Genomic DNA, 18869 nt, shown 5'->3' with positions numbered 1-18869 from the left:
GACCCGCACACCGGCGGCGCCAGCATCACCGGCACGCCGACCGAGGACCAGGTSCTGACGGCGGTCTCGACCCTGGCCGACGTCGACGGCCTGGGCACGCTGCACTACCAGTGGCAGCACAATGTCGGCTCGGGCTTCGTCAATGTCGGCGCCGACCAGTCGACCTACACCCTGGGCGACTCCGACGTGGGCGGCATTGTTCGGGTGGTGGTCAGCTACACCGACCAGCAGGGYTTCGCCGAGTCGGCGACCAGYTCSGCCACCGCGTCGATCGCCAACGTCAACGACGCCCCGACCGGCGGCGTGTCGATCACCGGCACGACCACCGAGAACCAGATCCTGACGGCCGACACCGCCGCCCTGGTCGATCTCGACGGTCTGGGCACGCTGCACTACSASTGGCAGCACAATGTCGGCTCGGGCTTCGTCAATGTCGGAACCGATCAGGCGACCTACACCCTGGGCGACCCCGATGTCGGCGGCACGGTCCGGGTGGTGGTCAGYTACACCGACSRSCAGGGCACGGCCGARGCGGTGACCAGCTCGGCCACCGCCGCCATCGCCGCGGTCAACGAYCCGCACACCGGCGGCGCCAGCATCACCGGCACGCCGACCGAGGACCAGGTSCTGACGGCGGTCTCGACCCTGGCCGACGTCGACGGCCTGNCGCCATCGCCAACGTCAACGACGCCCCGACCGGCGGCGTCAGCGTCACCGGCACGACCACCGAGAACCAGATCCTGACGGCCGACACCGCCGCCCTGGCCGATCTCGACGGCCTGGGCACGCTGCACTACCAGTGGCAGCACAACGTCGGCAGCGGCTTCGTCAATGTCGGCGCCGACCAGGCGACCTACACCCTGGGCGACCCCGATGTCGGCGGCACGGTCCGGGTGGTGGTCAGCTATACCGACCAGCAGGGCACGGCCGAGGCGGTGACCAGCTCGGCCACCGCGTCGATCGCCGGGGTCAACGACCCGCACACCGGCGGCGCCAGCATCACCGGCACGCCGACCGAGGACCAGGTGCTGACGGCGGTCTCGACCCTGGCCGACGTCGACGGCCTGGGCACGCTGCACTACCAGTGGCAGCATGACATCGGCGGCGGCTACGTCAATGTCGGCGCCGACCAGTCGACCTACACCCTGGGCGACTCCGACGTGGGCGGCATTGTCCGGGTGGTGGTCAGCTACACCGACCAGCAGGGCTTCGCCGAGTCGGCGACCAGTTCGGCCACCGCCGCCATCGCCAACGTCAACGACGTCCCGACCGGCGGTGTCAGTGTCACCGGCTCGGCGTTCTCGGGCCAGATCCTGACGGCCAACACCGCGACCCTGGCCGACGCCGACGGGCTGGGCGCGCTGCACTACCAGTGGCAGCGCGATGCCGGCTCGGGCTTCGTCAATGTCGGGGCCGACCAGTCGACCTACACGCTCACGGCCACCGACATCGGCGCCGTCGTCCGGGTGGTCACCAGCTATGTCGACCAGCACGCCACGGCCGAGGCGGTGACCAGCGCCGCCACGGCGACGGTCCTGCCGCCCAACGGTCCGCACACCGGGACGGTGACGATCACCGGCACGGTGACAGAAGACCAGGTCCTGACCGCCAACACCTCGGCCCTGGCCGACCCCGCCGGCCTGGGCACGTTCCACTATCAGTGGCAGCGCAGCGTCATCGGCGGCGGCTTCGTCAATGTCGGAACCGATCAGGCGACCTACACCCTGGGCGACCCTGACGTCGGCGCCCAGGTCCGCGTGACCGTCAGCTTCACCGACGGCCAGGGCGCGGCCGAGAGCGAAACCAGCGGCGCCACCGCGGCCGTGGTCAATATCAACGACGCGCCGGCCGGCGCGGTGACGATCACCGGCACGGTCGCGGAAGACCAGGTCCTGACGGCCAACACCTCGACCCTCGCCGACGCCGACGGGCTGGGCCCGTTGCACTACCAGTGGCAGCGCAACACCGGCAGCGGCTTTACGAATGTCGGGACCGACCTGGCGACCTATACGCTGGGCGACGCCGACGTCGGCGCGACCATCCGCGTGGTGACCACCTACACCGACCTGCACGGCACGCCGGAAAGCAAGACCAGCGCCGTCACCGCGGCGGTCGCCAACGTCAACGACGCGCCGACCGCCGCCAACGACGCCAATGCGGTGACGCAGCGCCTGACGGTCACGGGCTCGGTGCGCACCAATGACGGCGACATCGACAACACCGTCGCGTCGCTGACGGTGACCAACGTCGCCTACAACGCCACCCACGTGGACCAGCCCGTCGTGGGCGGGGGCACGGTGGTGAACGGCGCCAACGGCAAGCTGACGATCAATCCGGACGGGACGTACAGCTACGTGGCCGACCACGAAGGCCTGGTCGTCGGCCAGGTCGTGACCGACAAGTTCGACTACACGATCAAGGATCCTTCCGGCGCCTCGGCGACGGCCCAGCTGACGGTGACCGTCACCGGCTCGGCCACCGGCGACGCCAACGCCAACATCCTGATCAGCGACGGTTCGGCCCACACCCTGACGGGCAAGGGCGGCGCCGACACCTTGACGGGCGCCGGCGGGGCGGACGTCTTCGCCTACGAAGCGGTCAGCGACAGCACGATCGCCGCCTTCGACACCATCACCGACTTCGCCCACGGCGTGGACACGCTGCGGCTGACCCCGTTGATCACCGGCACGACCGAGCTGACCCTGACCACGGACGGGACCAACAAGGTCCTGTCCATCGACACAAACGGCGACGGCACGGCGGAGGGCCAGATCAAGTCTCTCGGCCAGGGCCTGGAGGTGACCGACATCGTCACCGGCGTGGCCAATTTCGGCTTCACGATCAACGGGTCGGCCGCCGGCGAAATCCTGACGGGCGGTTCGGGGCGCGACACCATCAACGGGTCGGGCGGCAATGACACCATCCGCGGCGCCGGCGGCGGCGACACCCTCACCGGCGGGGCGGGGCTCGACACCTTCGTCTATGACGACGGCGAATCGCCCATCCTGCACTGGGATGTGATCACCGACTTCCAGACCGGCCAGGACAAGCTGGACCTCAGGGCGGCCGACGACGGCATCGTCATCCTCGCGCGGTTCGGGGCCAGCACGTTCATCTACTTTGGCGCGCTTGGAAACTCGAGCGTCGTTCAGGTGTTCGGCGACATCAGGACCTCGGACCTGCTCGTCAGCAATGGCGTCAAGTTCTCGATGTTCGGCGACGACGGAAGCCATGGCGGCACCGGCGTCAGCGTCGACAGCTTGTCGGGCGGCGGCGGGGACGACGTCCTGGTGGGCGGCGCGACCGACTCCACCCTGACCGGCGGCGACGGCGCCGACATCATGTACGGCGGCGCCGCGCATGACACCTTCCGCTACGACTCCATCTCGAACTCGAACTTCAGCGCCTACGACAGCGTGATCGACTTCACCCCCGACCAGGACAAGATCGACATCTCGGCGATCGACGGCGGCAAGGTCACCATCGCGCGCTTCGGGGGCACGACCTTCATCTACTCGGCCCCCGACTCCAGTGGGAACTTCCAGTCGGTGATCACGGTCGCGGGCACCACGCTGAAGGCCACCGACGTCATCGCCAGCGGCGGGGCCACCCAAGCCTTCACGATGGTTGGCGACAGCACCAGCCACGATATCGCCGACACCCTGATCGCGGGCGCCGGCAACGACATCCTCTACGGCATGGACGGGAACGACATCCTGGTCGGCGCCGGCGGGGCCGACTTCATGCTCGGCGGCGCGGGGGCGGACACCTTCGTCTACAACGCTCCGGCGGACAGCTCGCCGATCGCCACGGATCTGATCTTCGACTTCAGCCACGCCGAGGCCGACAAGCTGGACCTGACCGGCATCGACGCCAATTCGGGCACCGGCGCCAACGACGCCTTCTCGGTCGTCACCAGCTTCTCCAACGTGGCGGGCCAGCTGATCATCGCCGCGCCGGACGCCTCGGGCTACCACCACGTCTCGGGCGACGTGAACGGCGACGGGGTGGCCGACTTCATGATCGCCCTGCAGGTCACCGGCACGCTCACCTCGGCCGACATCCTGCTGTAAGCGCCCGCCGTCAGATCAATCTGAAGTATTGATCTGACGGCGTCGCAACCTAAGATGTGGGCGATCGGGTCGAGTCGTCCCGGTCGCGCCGGCAGCCCCTCGACGGGCGCTCGCCGGATTCAGATCGGAGGACGCCGTGACCCGCACCCTCAGCGCCAGCGCTCAGGCGCCCCGCGATCCCGCGCTCAAGAAGACAGACAAGGCGGCCCTGCGGGCCATCGCCCAGGCGGCGGTCGACGTCGAGCTGTTCACGATCCCGCTCTACATGACCAGCCTCTACTCGATCCAGGGCATGCACGCGATCACGGGGCAGGGGAACGACTTCTACCAGGGCCGGCTTTGGCCAGGATCCAAGACCTCGGCCAATCCGGTGACCGCCAACGACCAGGCCTTCAACCTGGTTTTCTCGGTGTTCATCCAGGAGATGCTGCACCTGCAGATGGCCGCCAACATGGCCACCGTGCTGGGCGTCAGCCCCAACTTCACCGACACCGCCCTGCAGGACGATCGCCACGGCTGGACCTGCTACGGCCCAGCCAACAGCGTCATTCCCAACATCATCGACCTGAAGGACACGATCCACCACGAGGACGTGCCGGTGAATGTCGGGCCGCTGTCGGACACCCTGCTGCGGCTGTTCATCGCCATCGAGCAGCCCGAGGCCGACGCCCGCGCCAACATCAAGCAGGGCAAGGAGAAGGATTATTTTCCCGAGGCGCCCTTCGCCGACTGGAAGCCCGGCCAGCCCCTGCCGCGGTTCGGCACGATCGGCTGGATGTACCAGTGCTATTACGACTATCTGAGCCTGACCTACAGCGACGGCTCCACCCTGTGGGACCTGATGTTCACGCCCACGGCCGTGCAGAACGACCTGTTCAACAGCTTCTCCTCGCCCGGCCACCCGATGCGGGAGTTCATGGGCTTCGAGACCACGATCGCCACCACCGACCAGGCCATCGCCTTCGAGCAGATGATCTCGATGATGGACGCCATCACCGACCAGGGCGAGGGCAGCGAGATCCAGCGGCGGCCCCAGCTGCTGCAGGCGGTCAAGCCGAAGTACCAGCCGTCGAACACCGCCCTGCGCGCCGACTATCCCAGCTATGACGACGCGGGAACGCAGATCCCGTCGGCCGACGCCGTGGCGAGGTCCGACAACGATCCGATGGATCACTACGAGCGCTTCAAGAAGGTGGCGGAGCTGCTGCCCCAGGTCGTCACCTGGCCGATGTGGCTGGAGAAGAACAAGGCCTGGACGGCCAAGGAACTGCAGGGGCCGGACTACGATCCGTCCAACCCCCTCAAGCTGCCGACCCCCGACGAACTGGCGACGGCGCTGAACGCCCTGAACGAGCCCTCGGCCCGGGCCGAGAGCCACAAGCTGCTCAGCCAGGCGGTGATCGGGGCGATCGCCGGGGTGACCACCGTGCTCAATGACTACTGGAACCCGCCGGCCACCGGGCCGGTGCTGTTCCCGTTCCCGTCCATGGCCGGCTCGGGCGACCGGATGTCGATCGCCTGGGCGGTGCTGGGCATGACGCCCGACCTGTCGATCGGCCTGGATCCGGCCAAGCCGGGCAAGCTGTACCATTCGTGTCAGGCGCTGGACCTGGACGGGGCGGGCGACAACGCCTGCGCCGCCGTCGAGATCTTCCACACCTGCCGCGGCTCCAACAACTGCCACGCCCAGGGCGGCTGCGGTTTCGTTCAGCCGATCAGCGGCGGCGGCAACTGCGGTTCGGCCGTGGTGACGCGCGGCTTCGGCGGCGGCTGCGCCGGACCCGGCGCCAGCGGCGGCTGCGGCCTGCCGCCCCAGAAGCTGTACTCGGCCCCCAGCGACAACCGATGCGGCGGGTTCGGCGGCTGCGCCGTGCCGATCTCGGCCTCCCAGGTGTTCCCCAACACCGGCCAGATGCAGCTGTACGACTTCGTGGAGAACAGTCAGGGCAAGGACGGTTGGCAGTCCGTGGCGTTCGGCGATCCGATGCTCTACCAGCGCGGCGAGAAGGTGCACGACGTGGCCTATCGCGCCTATCAGGCGGTGATGGAGCATCGGGGCAAAACGGTTCCGGCCGATCCTCCGGGCCCGGATAATCTGCGCCTCGTCTTCCCGCCCTCGACCTGATGGCCCCGATGGCAGGTTCACGATCGCTGGCGCCCCGTCTCGGCCTGCCCAATCTGGGCGACGGGGTGGGGCTGCGCGAACCGCATTTCCCGCACCTGATGGCGACCGCCCCGACCGCCTGGGGTGTCGACTGGTTCGAGGTGATCAGCGAGAACTTCCTCGACCACGCCGGCTACGCCGCCCACGTGCTCGAGGTGGTGGCCGCCCACCGGCCGGTGGTGATGCACGGGGTGTCGCTGTCGATCGGCGGGGCCGATCCGCTGGACGCCGCCTATCTGGATAGGCTGGCGGCCCTGGCCGACCGCATCAGGCCGGCCTGGATCTCGGACCACCTGTGCTGGACCGGGGTGGCGGGGATCAACACCCACGACCTGTTGCCTCTGCCGTTGACCGAGGCCGCCCTGGCCCACGTGATCGATCGGGTGAAGGCCGTGCAGGACCGCCTGGGCCGGCCGCTGATCCTGGAGAACCCGAGCAGCTACCTGGAGTTCCGCTCGTCCCAGATGCCCGAATGGGAGTTCCTGGCCCGGTTGGCGGAGGCCGCCGATTGCGGCCTGCTGTTGGACGTCAACAACGTCCATGTCAGCGCCTTCAACCACGGCTTCGACCCGACCGCCTACGTCGCCGCCATTCCCGCCGAGCGGATCGTGCAGGTGCACCTGGCCGGGCCCAGCGACTTCGGCACCCATCTGATGGACACCCACGACGCCCCGGTGCCCGACGCGGTCTGGCCGCTCTACGCCCAGGTCCAGGCGCGGACCGGCGGGGTCTCGACCCTGCTGGAATGGGACGCCAACATCCCGGCCTGGGCCGAACTGTTGGCCGAGCTGGCCAAGGCGGCCGACGCGCGGAAGGGTTGGCGACCGGCCATGGAAGCGGTGCGCGCGCTTGGCTGATCCCTACCTGACCGGGCTGCAGCACTGGATGCAGGGCGCGATCCTGGGCCGGGCGGCGCCGCCGGACCTGGACGCGGTGATCGTCGGTGACGAACGCCTGACCGCCGCCCAGCGCCTGTCGCTCTACGCCCGCGGCTACCGCGCGCGGCTGATGGAGTGCCTGGTCGCCGAGTTCCCCTGCCTGCGGGCCCTGGCCGGCGAGCAGGTGTTCGAGCTGTTCGCGGCCGGCTATGTCGCCGCGCGGCCGTCGACCGACCCCAGCCTTTACGGCCTGGGCGCGGACTTCGCCGACTATCTGGAGGCCACCCGGCCGGCCGGCGACGACGGTCCCGCCGCGCTCTCGGCCCTGCCGGCCGACTTCGCCCGTCTGGACCGAGCCCGGGCCGAGGCCCAGCGCGGGGTCGGGGTGGAGCGCCTGGCCGGACCGGCCCTGGCCGCCGACCTGCTGCTGACCCCGGGCGCGCGGCTGAGGCGGCCCGACAGCGTGCGGCTTCTGATGTTGGGTTTCGATCCGGGACCGGTGCTGGCCGCCGTCGACCGGGGCGGGCCGATCGACCCGCCGCCGCCTTGCCCGACACCGGTCGCGGTGGCCCGCAGCCGCTGGCGCGTCGCCGTCCACGCCCTGCCGGCCTGGCGGCATGCCTGGCTGGAGGCCCTGGGCGAGGAGGGGGCCGACGTCCACGCCGCCGCCGCCCGCGCGGCCCAGGCCAGCGGCCGCGAGACCGGGGCGGTGATCGCCGACCTGGCTCTGTGGTTGCCGGTGGCGGCGGGACTGGGGCTTGTGGCGGCCGGCTAATGGCGGCCGGACCCTAATTCAGCCCCAGCAGCTTGGCGGCGTTGTCGTGCAGGACCAGCCGCTCCTCGTCGGCGGTCAGGCCCAGGGCGCGGACGGCGGCGATGGCCGTGGCGGGCGTGTCGACCGGCCAATCCGAGCCCATCAGCACGTGGTCTACGCCGTGCTGGCGCAGGGTCCAGACCAGTTCCGGCTGCACGGGCGAGCCGGCATAGGCCGTGCCGATGGCCGAGATGTCGAGCCAGACATTGCCGCCCATGCCCAGCTTGCGCAGCGTGGACAGGGTCAGCACGTCGCGGAACTGGGTGAAGCCCATGTGGGCGAAGATGAAGTTGGTCTTGGGCTGCCGCAGCGACAGCATCAGCAGCTTGCCCAGTTCATTGGCGTCGAGCGGATTGAAGCTGTCGAACAGTACGGCCATGCCCAGCTCGCCGCACTTGGCCGTTACCTTGGCGACGGCCGGATCGGCGACGTCGAACCGCTGGGTGTTGGGGTGCAGCTTGATCACCTTCACGCCCAGCTTGGCCAGGCGGTCCAGCTCGGCCAGGGCCGCGTCGCCGTCGGCCGGATGCACCGAGGCGATCACATAGAAATGCTGGGGATCGGCCTTGGCCGCCGCGATGGCCGCGTCGTTCAGGGCGCGGGTGGCGGCCATGTCGCCCTGCCGGGCGATGACGATCAGGGCGCTTTGCTGAACGCCCGCCGCCTGGTCCAGCGCCCGCAGCTCGGCCGTGCCGATCGGATGGCTGGCCGACAGGCCGTTGCCGTCGTTGGTGCGCAGATGGGCGTGGGTGTCGATGATCGGACCGGTGTAGTGCTCGGCGGCCTGGGCGGGTGAGAGGTTCGCGCCCAGCAGCAGCGCCGACAGCGCCGCGATTCCGATCCTACCCATGCCGTACCCCCTCATGTCGCGTGAACCGCGCTCGGTGAAGGTTGGGATATAGGTAGGGTCTAGTCGAACACCACCGTCTTCGCCCCGGCGATCAGCACGCGATGCTCGACGTGCCAGGTGACCGCGCGGGCCAGCACGGTGCACTCGACGTCGCGGCCCAGGGTCACCAGGTCGTCGGGCGTGTGGCTGTGGTCCACGCGGTGGACGCCCTGTTCGATGATCGGGCCCTCGTCCAGGTCGGTGGTCACGTAGTGGGCCGTGGCCCCGATGATCTTCACGCCGCGTTCGAAGGCCTGGTGATAGGGCTTGGCGCCCTTGAAGCTGGGCAGGAACGAGTGGTGGATGTTGATGCACCGCCCCGACAGCCGCGCGCACAGGGCCGGCGACAGGATCTGCATGTAGCGGGCCAGCACCACCAGATCGACCTCCAGGTCATCGACCAGCTTGAGGAAGGCGTCCTCCTGCTCGACCTTGTTGGTCTTGGTGGTGGGCAGGTGGAAGTAGGGCAGGCCGCTCCACTCGGTGAACGAGCGCATGTCCTCGTGGTTGGACATCACCCCGACGATCTCGACCGGCAGCAGGCCCGCGCGCCAGCGGTGCAGCAGGTCGAACAGGCAGTGGCCGAACTTGGAGACGGCGATCAGCACCTTGGGCTTGGCGTTGGCGTCATGCAGGGCCCAGGTCATGCCGAAGCGCTTGGCGATCAGCTCGAAGCCGCGGCGCAGGTCGTCGATCCCCGGCATGGCGCCGTCGGGCCGGAACACGGTGCGCATGTAGAACTGGTCGGCCAGGCCGTCGTTGAAATGGCTGCTCTCGACGATTGAGGCGTCGTTGTCGGCCAGGAAGCCGGACACGGCGGCGACCACGCCCTTACGATCGGGGCACTGCAGGATCAGGATGTAGCGTTCGGCGGGGGTCTTGGCGTCCATGGCAGGGTCGTAGTCGACCTGGGCCGTGCGACCAAGCCGCATTGTTCTCACAGCGCTTTTACAAAAAGCGGGCCTTCATTCCATATCGCAACTAAGCGGTTGCCTTTCCGTCTTCGTGGAGTCATCAATAGGCAACCAGGAGGTTGCCGTCATGACCGATCGCATCGAAAAAACCATCGAGCTGAACGCGCCCATCGAGCGCGTCTGGCGCGCTGTCAGCGACCACAAGGAATTCGGGACCTGGTTCAAGGTCGACCTGGAAGCGCCGTTCGTCGTCGGCCAGGAGGCGCGGGGCCAGATCACCCATCCGGGCTACGAGCACGTGACCTGGAAGGCCAGGGTGGCGGCCATCGAACCGCCCAAGCGCTTCGCCTTCACCTGGCATCCCTACGGGATCGATCCCGACGTCGACTACAGCAAGGAGGAGCCCACCCTGGTCGAGTTCCTGCTCGAACCGGCCGGGGCCGGCACCCGGCTGAAGATCATCGAGTCCGGCTTCGACAAGGTCCCCGCCCATCGCCGCGAGGAAGCCTTCCGGATGAACGACGGGGGCTGGACGCAGCAGGTCCAGAACATCAAGGCCCATGTTGAATCCTGAGCCCGCCGCCCTCGACCCGACGCCGATCTTCGCGGCCCAAGTCTTCGCGGCCCTGGGCGACCGCACGCGCCTGGCCTTGCTCAGCAAGCTGGGCGACGGCCAGGCGCGGTCGATCGCCGCCCTGTCGACCGACACCGCCCTGACCCGTCAGGCGATCACCAAGCACCTGCACGTGCTGCAGGACGCCGGCCTGGTGGCGTCCTTGCGCGTCGGCCGCGAAAGCCGCTTCGCCGCGCGGCGCGAGGCGTTGAACGAGGCGCGCGCCTATCTCGACGGCGTCTCCCGCCAGTGGGACGACACGCTGGGCCGGCTGAAGGCGTTCGTGGAGGACGCCGACTAGAGGGCCTTCACCGGCGGCTCGGCATACGAGGCCGACGCCGTGATCACCGCGTCCGGCGCGGCCAGCATCTGCAGATAGGCCTTTTTCGGATAGGCCATGTGCGGCTTGTCCTCGGCATAGGCCGGCTGCGGCACGGGCGAGGGGCCGTCATAGGGGGCGGGGGCCTTGAAGCGGGCGGCCTCCTCCGGGCTGATGCCGGCCTTGGCCAGAACGGCGGGATCGACCCAGCGGGCCGGGTCGATCGGCTCGCCCGGCGCGGCGACCTCCAGGGTCATCTGGTCGGGGCCGGCGAAATAGATCGAGCGGCACATGCCGTGGTCGATCGGGCCCAGCACGTTGATCCCGTGGCTGCGGATGCGGTCGCGCATCGCCAGCAGCTCTTGTTCGCTGTCGGCCCGGAAGGCCAGGTGCTGCAGCGTGCCCGGCGCGCTGGGCAGGGCCCCGTTGCCGGCATGGGTGACGCCCAGCTGCACGGGGATCTTGTCGACGTCGGGCAGCTGCACGATCGAGAAGTAGCTGTGGTCGTTCATTCGCAGGAAGGCGTGCAGGCCTCCCGGCACGCCGTGCATGTCGAACAGCGCCACCAGCGGACAGCCCATCACCTCGCTGAAGAAGGCGATGTGCTTCTTGATGTCGCCGGCCATGAAGGCCAGGTGGTGGATGCCGGTCGGATGCTGCGCCATGGCGGCGGTCCTCCCTCGAAGGGGTTTGGGGGCGGCCTTGACTTCCCCGGGGACAATTTCCTGTCCTTGAGGCTTGAAATAACGAGGTTACGTAAGGGGCGGCAAGTGACCAGTGGTTCGATGCGCATCGTCCGCGAGCCTTACGGCTACGCCTATGCCGAAACCTCCCGCCTCAAGGAGACCTATGGCGGTCCCGAGGGCCAGGTGTTCGTCGAGTGCATGCGCATCCGGCCCGAAGTCGGCGACTCCGACACCGTGATCCTGTTCAGCCACCCGATCGGCGGCGGCGCGTTCCTGCCGCTGGTCACCGCCCTGGCCCGGGCCGGGCGGCACGTCGTCTATTGCAACACCCGCTATCGCGGCAACGACACGGCCCTGATCCTGGAGAAGTGCGTCCTGGATCTGGGCGCCTGCATCGCCGACCTGAAGACCCGGTTCGGCTATGGCAAGGTGATCCTGGGCGGCTGGTCGGGCGGCGGCTCGCTGTCGCTGTTCTACCAGGAGCAGGCCGAGCGGCCGACGATCACCCACACCCCGGCCGGCGACCCGGTCGACCTGGTCGGGGCGGGACTGCAACCGGCCGACGGGGTGATGCTGCTGGCCGCCCACATCAGCCGCTCGGTGACCCTGACCGAATGGTTGGATCCCTCGATCCTGGACGAGGACCGGCCCTTCGACCGCGACCCCGCCCTGGACATCTACGCGCCCAACTGCCCGCACCAGCCGCCCTATGACGAGGCGTTCGTCACCGTGTTCCGCCACGCCCAGCTGGCCCGCAACCGCCGCATCACCGCCCGGGTCCGCGAGACCCTGACGGCGCTGAAGGCCCGCGACCCGGACATGGAGCGGCCGTTCGTGGTGTACGGCACCATGTGCGACGTGCGCTGGACCGATCCGACCCAGGATCCGTCCGACCGTCGGCCGCGCACTTGCTATCTGGGCGATCCGCGCATCGCCAACGACGGGCCCGTGGGCCTGGCCCGCTTCACCACGCTGCGCTCGTGGCTGTCGCAATGGAGCCATGACGAGAGCCGGGCCAACGGCGTGCTGAACGCGGCCAATATCAGCTGTCCGGCCCTGGTGATCAGCAACACGGCGGACCTCGCCTGCACCCCCAGCCACGCTCGCCGCCTGTTCGACGCCCTGGGCTGCGCCGACAAGCGCTATGTCGAGATCAAGGACGCCGACCACTACTACATCGAACGCCCGGACCTGCTGCCGGCGGCGGTGGCGGCGGTGGAGGGATGGCTGGGCGAGCGGGGGTTCTAGTCCTGGACCGCCAGCACGCGGACGCCGCGCGCCCGGCCTTCGGGGTCGGTCCAGTGGAAGGCCTCGCCGGCGGTCAGGCCGATCAGGGCCGCGCCCACCGGACTGAGCACCGAGATGCGGTTGTCGTCGATGCTGGCGTCGCGCGGCAGGCTGATGCGAACGGCGCGGGTCTGGCCGTTGGACAGGTCCTGGAACTGGACCCGCGAGCCGATGCGCACGAACGGGCGCGGCAGCTCATTGGGCTCGACGATCATGGCGCGGGCCATTTCCTCGGCCAGGACGCGGCCGCCCGGCGCGCGGCCGGCGGCGTCGGCCAGGTTGGAGAGGATCTCGAAGTCGGCCTCGGTCACGTAGATCGCGGGCGGGGCCTGGGTGGATTGGGTTTGGGTATTCATAGTGGCTTTCTGGATGTGTCTTGAGCCCTGGCCGGCGCTCGAAGCGCGGGGCCGCGTGGGGCTCGGCGAACGCTCGCCGTTTGGCGCTGGCGTTTCATGAAGACCGCGAGCTTCGGAGAGAAGCCGCCGCCCTGGTCAGGATCGTGCGTGGCCTAGGCCGACGCTGGCCGTCCTACGGCCGATCTGAAAAGGGCATGGCGGGGAAATTCCCTGTGGCTCCAAGCGTTTGGCGCTGAGCGCGGACTTGGAGACGAGAAGCCTGTGGTCAGGCGTCCGGCGCGATCGGATCGCGCTCGGTGACTGTCAGATGGGGACGCGGCGCCCCGATGTCAAATCGGAGGGCGCGCCGCCTCAGTTGAAGGTCAACGCCCGCCAGCTGATCCCGAAGGTGGTGAAGTCGCCGCCGAACCGGGTCAGCGCGCCCTCGCTGCCGGTGAACAGGATCGATTGGGTGCGCGAGATCGGCACGGACAGCGTCAGGCCCACGCGGGCGTTCTCCTGGCGGTTGCCGTCACGAACCCCGTCCACCGTCGTGGCGCCGCCCTGGTAGTAGGTGCCGTTCACCGCCGCCCACAGCCCGGGGCGGAAAGTGTAGCTGAGGTGACCCTGGAACGCGCCCATCGGGTCGCGTTCGCGCCGTTTGCCGTCCAGAAAGTCGTCGTTGTCGGTGTAGAGCCAGACCGCGGCATAGGCGTCGGCCTGCCAGCGTCCCATGGGAAAGGACACGCCGACCTCCGGCTTGAACGCCCAGCGATTGGCGCCGATGTTGACCAGCTTGTCGGGCATGTACTCGCCGGTCGGCGCGACGGCCAGCAGGCTGACGCCCAGGATCGGCGAGGGTTTGCGGACGGCGAACGCCTTTCTGGAAAGCGCCGGGCCGCCGATCAGCAGGACGCCGACCCTGAGCCGCAGATCGCCCAGGCCCGAGCGGGTGATCGCGCGTCTCGACTCGCCGACATCGCCGCTGGCGTCGCCCCACACATAGGGCAGGGCGGCCGTCACGCTGGCTTGGCGCCCAGCCAGGCCAAAGACATGGCTGACGCCCACGGTGGCCAGATTGAGGTCGGCCTGGGCGTTGTTGATCGGCGCCCCCGCGTCGAACGCGATCTTGCCGCTGGAATGGGCGTAGCCGGCGACCACGAAGGTCGCGCCGACCGGCGACGGGGAATAGGCGCGCGGCTCCAGGTCCTGGGCGGCGGCCGCGCCGGTCAGCGACGCCCAGGCCGACAGCGCGAGCGCCGCCAAAGCCGGGCCTTGAATCGAGCGGCGAGCGCGCACGGCTCCCGGCTCACCTGGCCAGGTCACGGGAACAAGGCGGCGCGGGGCCATGGTGCGCGGTCATGCGGACGCCTTTCGCCGAAGTCTCGGGACGCGGATCACTGTCGACCGCCGCGGCGTCTTCACAATCAGGCATATCCCGGCGGCGATCCGGGATTGGTCTCAAGGCAAACGGGGAAAGCCCCTAGCGTTCGCGAAGGCGAACTGGCGACCAGGGAAGAGCGGTGGCGTCGCCCGATCGGGTTACTTGGGTTTGGCGGTCGGCGGACGATCTTCGAGATGGTCGTAGAGGATGCGCTCGGCGTCGCCCTTGGGGTCCTCGTACTGACCCGACCGCATGGTCCAGAGGAAGGCGGCCAGCCCCAAGGCGCCGAGCGCCAGCGAGGCCGGCGCGAGGAAGAGAAGGATGTTCAACGGCTCCGCCTTTCGCCCAGGGCGGGCCGCACGGCGTTGAGCAGGACGGTGATCGAGGATCCGGACATGGCCAGGGCGGCGATGAACGGATTGATCAGTCCCAGCATGGCGGCCGGACCGGCGATGAGATTGTAGAGCGCGGAGAAGGCGAAGTTCTCCAGGGCGCGGCGACGGGCGGTGCGCGCGACGGTGATCGCCTGGGCGACCGCGCCGAGTTCGTCGCCGGTGAACACCAGGTCGGCGGCGTTCTGGGCCGCGTCGACGGCGGCGCCTGGGGCCATGGAGGCATGGGCCCTGGCCAGGGCGGCGGCGTCGTTCAGGCCGTCGCCGACCATCAGCACCTTGCGCCCCTCGGCCTTCAGCCGATCGATGGCGGCGGCCTTCTCGATCGGCGTCAGGCCCGCGCGCCAGTTCTGAACGCCGACGGCCCGCGCGACCTGGCCCACCGGCTCTTCAAGGTCGCCGGACAGGATCTCGACGCCCAGCCCCAGGGCGCGGAGCGCGGCGACGGCGGCCGCTGCGTCGGCGCGGGGCTGGTCCTCGAAGGCGAACCGGATCTTCACGTCGTCGTCGATGAAGCTGAACCACAGCTCGGTCTCCCGCGCGCCCTGGGCGGCGCCGACGAACGACGCGCGGCCCAGGCGCGCGCGCCGTCCGTCGATCAGGCCCTCAACGCCTTGTCCGGGCGTCTCCACGCAGTCGTTGGCGACCAGGCCGACCCCGGCCTGCGCCGCCAGGGCCCGGGCCAGCGGATGGCGCGAGGCGCGCGCCAGGGGCGCGGCCATGGCGACCAGATGGTTGAACGCGCCGATCAGCCGAGGCTGGCCTTCGGTCAGCACGCCGGTCTTGTCGAGCACGATGTAGTCCACCTCGGCCAGGCGCTCGAGCGCCGCGCCGGACTTGACCAGCACGCCCTTGCGGAACAGCCGGCCGCTGGCGGCGATCTGCACCGCTGGCACGGCCAGGCCCAGGGCGCAGGGGCAGGTGATGATCAGCACGGCCGCCGCCCGCAGCAGAGCCTCGCGCGGACCCAGGCCCAGAGCCCAGGACGCGACGAAGGTGAGGGCCGCCGCCGAATGCACGATCGGCACGTAGAGGGCGGCGGCCTTGTCGGCCAGCCGGACATAGGCCGAGCGGCTCTGGGCGCCGGCCTCCATCAGCCGAGCGATCGCCGCCAGGGTGGAGTCCTCGCTGCGCGCGGTGACGACGACGACCAGGCGACCGGTGAGGTTCAAGGCGCCCGCGTGCAGGGTCGACCCGACGCCGACCGCCGCCATGGCGGTCTCACCGGTGATCAGGGCGTTGTCGATTTCGGAGACGCCGGCCTCGACCCGGCCGTCGACCGGAACGCGCTCGCCGGGCGCGACGACCACGCGGTCGCCGACCCGCACCTCGGCGACCGGCACGCCGCGCTCGATCCCGCCCTCCAGGCGGACCGCCACGGGCGATTGCAGGGCCAGCAGGTCCCGGGCCGCCGACCGAGCGTTGGCGCGCAGGCGGTGGTCCAAATAGCGGCCGATCAACAGCAGGAACAGCAGGGTCACCGCCGCGTCGAAATAGGCGTGCCGCCCGCCCAGGATCGTCTCGGAGAAGCTGACGATCAGGGTCAGGATCACCCCGATCGAGATCGGCACGTCCATATTGGCCTTGCCGCGCCGCAGCGACGCCCAGGCCGATCGGAAGAACGGGCGGCCCGCGAACAGCGCGCACGGGGTCGCGACGATGGCGGCCAGCCAGTACATCACCGTCAGGGTCGAGGCGTTCAGCTCCTGGCCGAACAGGCCCGCCCAGGCCGGCACGGTGAACATCATCACGTTGCCGGCGCCGAAGCCCGCCACGCCCAGGGCGACGGCCAGCTCGCGTCCCTCGCGGTCCTGGGCGGCGGCCGCCTCGGTCGGGTCGAACAGGCAGGCGCGGTAGCCCAGCTCCTCGACGATCTCCACCACTCGGTCGGGATCAGCCGAATTCACCCCCAGATCGACCGCCAACTTGCCGGTCGTCAGGTTCAGGCGCGCGCTCTCGACACCAGGCACGGAGACCACGGCCTTCTCGATCTTGCCGATGCAGGCCGCGCAGCGGGCGCCGCTGACCAGCAGCTCCAGGCGACCCTTGCCCGCCGCGTCGCGGTGGACGAACGCCTCAAGGTCGCGCGGAACGGCGAGGCTCTGGCTCATTGGCCCACCAGCCGGGTTTCGATCTCGAACTGGTCCTGGGCGTTTCGGGCCGTGGCGCGCAGGTCCCAGGCGCCGTCCAACCTGGCGCCGGCCTGGTACCACCCGTCGCCGGTCGGGGTGAAGACCAGGACCTGGCGTCCGATCTCGGTGGCGGGCCGCTCCAGGGTTCCGGTCAGCGACAAGGTAGACAGCGGCCGTCCGACCTTGTCCTTCATCCGCAGGGCCACGACGCCCGGCCTGGGGACCGCCGCCTCGGCCGTCCAGCCCAGCGCCGCCTCCCGCTCGCGCAGGGCCAGGGTGCGGTTGAAGGCCAGCCCGGCCTCGTAGGGGTTGGAGGCGACCTGGCCGGAGAAGGTGCTGTAGGCCTTCACGACGAAGAACGCGTCCACGCCGACGACCAGGCCGAAGAACAGCACCACCCCGATCAGGACGTGCTTGCCGGTGATCTGTCCCTTGACGGACGGGGCGGCGGGTGGGGCGGGGGAGGGGACGGCCGGTCTCATTACTGGTTCGCGGCTCCGGAAAGGAAGACGGTCTTGGCGCTGGACTCGATGTCGCCCGAGCGGACGACGAAGCGACCGGGAAGGCTGGCCGGACGCAGGTCGTTCGGCGGCGCGGTGACGAACACCCGCACGGCCACCACCTGGTCGGCGGGCACGACCACGCCGATGCTGGCGCCCGCCGCTCGCCCGGGCTGGCTGAGGCGAACGCCCTCGATCCCCGAGAAGACGATCTCGAAGCGGTGGTCGGCGAAGGTGCGGTTGGCGATCTTCAGGGTATAGCCGTTGCGCACCGCCCCGTCGTGCATGCGGACGAAGACCGGGTTGCGGTCGCCGATGACATGAAGCTCGGCCTCGGGCCGGCCGATCAGGGCCCAAAGGGTCAGGGCCGAAACCACGGCCAGGGCGAACGCATAGAAGACGGTGCGCGGGCGAACCAGCTTGTAGACCGCCTTCTGACCGTTGGCGCGCGCGGCGACGGCGTCGACGGAGTCATAAGCGATCAGCCCGGTCGGCCGCCCAAGCCGGCCCAGGATGTCGTCGCAGGCGTCGACGCAGAGGCCGCAATTGATGCATTCCAGCTGGCTGCCGTCGCGGATGTCGATGCCCATCGGGCACACGACCACGCACTGGTTGCAGTCAATGCAGTCGCCTCGGTCTTCCCAGGATTGACCCTTCTTGTGCGCGCCTCGGGGTTCGCCGCGGTCGCGCAGATAGGCCACCTGCAGCGAGTGCTCGTCCAGCATGGCGCTCTGGATGCGCGGCCAGGGGCACATGTAGGTGCAGACCTGTTCGCGCATCCATCCGGCGAAGATGTAGGTGGTGGCGGTCAGCAGGGCGCAGGAGACATAGGCCGTCATCGCGCCCTGTCCGATCCAGAAGGTGCGGATCAGGGTCGGGGCGTCGTGGAAATAGAAGATCCAGGCGCCGCCGGTGCCGAAGGCGATGCCCAGCCAGGTCAGGTGCTTGCCGGTCTTGCGCCAGAGCTTGTTGAACGACAGGGGTTGGGCGTCCAGGCGCATGCGGGCGTTGCGGTCGCCCTCGAACGCGCGCTCGACCACGATGTAGAGGTCGGTCCAGACGGTCTGTGGGCAGGTGTATCCGCACCACAGGCGGCCGAACAAGGCGCTGACCAGGAACAGGCCCAGCGCGCCCATCACCATCAGGCCGGTGAAGATGTAGACTTCCTGCGGCCACAGCTGGATGTCGAAAAAGTAGAAACGGCGGCCGGTGAAATCCACTAGGACCGCCTGCTGGGGCAGGTCGCCGGGCCGCGCCCAGCGGATCCAGGGCGTGATGTAATAGACCGCCAGGGTGGCGATCAGCACCGCCCACTTCACCGTTCGCCAGCGGCCGTGGACCAGCTTCGGGTAGATCGGCTCGCGAGGCTTGTAGAGCCCGCCCTTCGCGTCGCCCTTGGCCTTCGCCCGAGCGGCGGCCGAGACCGCCGTCGAGGCGTAGGACTTGGGCGGGGACTTGGGCGGCGTTTTGTCGATGAGCGTGGGCATGA

General features: G+C 69.4%; 16 protein-coding genes. 7 read left to right on the top strand and 9 right to left on the bottom strand.

Annotation, left to right across the window (positions count from 1 at the left end):
• Nucleotides 1-893: 893 nt before the first annotated feature.
• The 4 genes from ASD38_RS24995 to ASD38_RS09825 all read left to right on the top strand — a co-directional run bounded on the left by ASD38_RS24995 (nucleotide 894) and on the right by ASD38_RS09825 (nucleotide 7890).
• Nucleotides 894-4073 (top strand): M10 family metallopeptidase C-terminal domain-containing protein, encoded by a 3180-nt coding sequence (locus tag ASD38_RS24995; RefSeq protein WP_056459619.1) that lies wholly within the window; start codon nucleotides 894-896, stop codon nucleotides 4071-4073.
• 136 nt (nucleotides 4074-4209) lie between these two features.
• Nucleotides 4210-6198, top strand: a complete 1989-nt coding sequence (locus ASD38_RS09835) for a ferritin-like domain-containing protein (RefSeq protein ID WP_056459616.1) — start codon at nucleotides 4210-4212, stop codon at nucleotides 6196-6198.
• Nucleotides 6199-6206: 8 nt separating this feature from the next.
• Nucleotides 6207-7094, top strand: a complete 888-nt coding sequence (gene bufB / locus ASD38_RS09830; RefSeq protein WP_056459707.1) for an MNIO family bufferin maturase — start codon at nucleotides 6207-6209, stop codon at nucleotides 7092-7094.
• The gene (locus ASD38_RS09825) at nucleotides 7087-7890 is read left to right on the top strand and encodes an HvfC/BufC N-terminal domain-containing protein (protein WP_056459614.1); all 804 of its coding nucleotides are present in this window, start codon (nucleotides 7087-7089) and stop codon (nucleotides 7888-7890) included. The genes bufB and ASD38_RS09825 overlap by 8 nt, the downstream gene beginning before the upstream one ends.
• Nucleotides 7891-7903: 13 nt before the next feature.
• Here ASD38_RS09825 and ASD38_RS09820 read toward each other — a convergent pair whose 3' ends face one another.
• A complete protein-coding gene (locus tag ASD38_RS09820) occupies nucleotides 7904-8779 on the bottom strand; it encodes an amidohydrolase family protein (protein ID WP_056442380.1) in 876 nt (291 codons plus the stop codon).
• Nucleotides 8780-8838: 59 nt separating this feature from the next.
• Nucleotides 8839-9708, bottom strand: coding sequence for a formyltetrahydrofolate deformylase (gene purU / locus ASD38_RS09815; protein WP_056459705.1), 870 nt, complete (start codon nucleotides 9706-9708; stop codon nucleotides 8839-8841).
• Between the two features lie 151 nt (nucleotides 9709-9859).
• Between purU and ASD38_RS09810 the strand changes: the two genes are divergently transcribed.
• Nucleotides 9860-10306, top strand: coding sequence for an SRPBCC family protein (locus ASD38_RS09810; protein WP_056459612.1), 447 nt, complete (start codon nucleotides 9860-9862; stop codon nucleotides 10304-10306).
• Nucleotides 10293-10646 (top strand): ArsR/SmtB family transcription factor, encoded by a 354-nt coding sequence (locus tag ASD38_RS09805; RefSeq protein ID WP_056459611.1) that lies wholly within the window; start codon nucleotides 10293-10295, stop codon nucleotides 10644-10646. Before ASD38_RS09810 ends, ASD38_RS09805 begins: the two co-directional genes overlap by 14 nt.
• On the opposite strand, the gene ASD38_RS09800 is transcribed toward ASD38_RS09805, so the two are convergent.
• Nucleotides 10643-11329, bottom strand: coding sequence for a VOC family protein (locus tag ASD38_RS09800; RefSeq protein WP_056459606.1), 687 nt, complete (start codon nucleotides 11327-11329; stop codon nucleotides 10643-10645). The genes ASD38_RS09805 and ASD38_RS09800 overlap by 4 nt on opposite strands.
• A 105-nt stretch (nucleotides 11330-11434) precedes the next feature.
• On the opposite strand from ASD38_RS09800, the gene ASD38_RS09795 reads away from it, so the two are divergent.
• A complete protein-coding gene (locus ASD38_RS09795; protein ID WP_235523805.1) occupies nucleotides 11435-12598 on the top strand; it encodes an alpha/beta hydrolase family protein in 1164 nt (387 codons plus the stop codon).
• Here the strand turns inward: ASD38_RS09795 and rnk are convergent.
• The 6 genes from rnk to ccoG form a co-directional block, all read right to left on the bottom strand.
• Entirely contained in the window at nucleotides 12595-12993 is a 399-nt protein-coding gene (gene rnk / locus ASD38_RS09790; RefSeq protein ID WP_056459601.1) for a nucleoside diphosphate kinase regulator, read from the bottom strand. The two genes, ASD38_RS09795 and rnk, sit on opposite strands and share 4 nt — an antisense overlap.
• 351 nt (nucleotides 12994-13344) lie before the next feature.
• Nucleotides 13345-14271, bottom strand: a complete 927-nt coding sequence (locus ASD38_RS09785; protein ID WP_162250238.1) for a transporter — start codon at nucleotides 14269-14271, stop codon at nucleotides 13345-13347.
• A gap of 243 nt (nucleotides 14272-14514) precedes the next feature.
• Nucleotides 14515-14685 carry a cbb3-type cytochrome oxidase assembly protein CcoS gene (gene ccoS / locus ASD38_RS09780; RefSeq protein WP_056442365.1) on the bottom strand — a complete coding sequence of 57 codons (171 nt, stop codon included), beginning with the start codon at nucleotides 14683-14685 and terminating at the stop codon, nucleotides 14515-14517.
• Nucleotides 14682-16859, bottom strand: a complete 2178-nt coding sequence (locus ASD38_RS09775; protein WP_056459599.1) for a heavy metal translocating P-type ATPase — start codon at nucleotides 16857-16859, stop codon at nucleotides 14682-14684. Before ASD38_RS09775 ends, ccoS begins: the two co-directional genes overlap by 4 nt.
• Nucleotides 16856-17362: a FixH family protein gene (locus tag ASD38_RS09770; RefSeq protein ID WP_056459596.1), complete on the bottom strand. Its 507-nt coding sequence runs from the start codon at nucleotides 17360-17362 to the stop codon at nucleotides 16856-16858. The genes ASD38_RS09775 and ASD38_RS09770 overlap by 4 nt, the downstream gene beginning before the upstream one ends.
• Complete coding sequence (gene ccoG / locus ASD38_RS09765; RefSeq protein ID WP_056442357.1) at nucleotides 17362-18867, bottom strand: cytochrome c oxidase accessory protein CcoG; 1506 nt, start codon at nucleotides 18865-18867, stop codon at nucleotides 17362-17364. Before ccoG ends, ASD38_RS09770 begins: the two co-directional genes overlap by 1 nt.
• Between the last annotated feature and the right edge of the window lie 2 nt (nucleotides 18868-18869).

The organism is Caulobacter sp. Root487D2Y (assembly GCF_001427165.1).
Lineage (GTDB): Bacteria > Pseudomonadota > Alphaproteobacteria > Caulobacterales > Caulobacteraceae > Caulobacter.
This window is presented reverse-complemented; position numbering and strand designations above follow the sequence as displayed.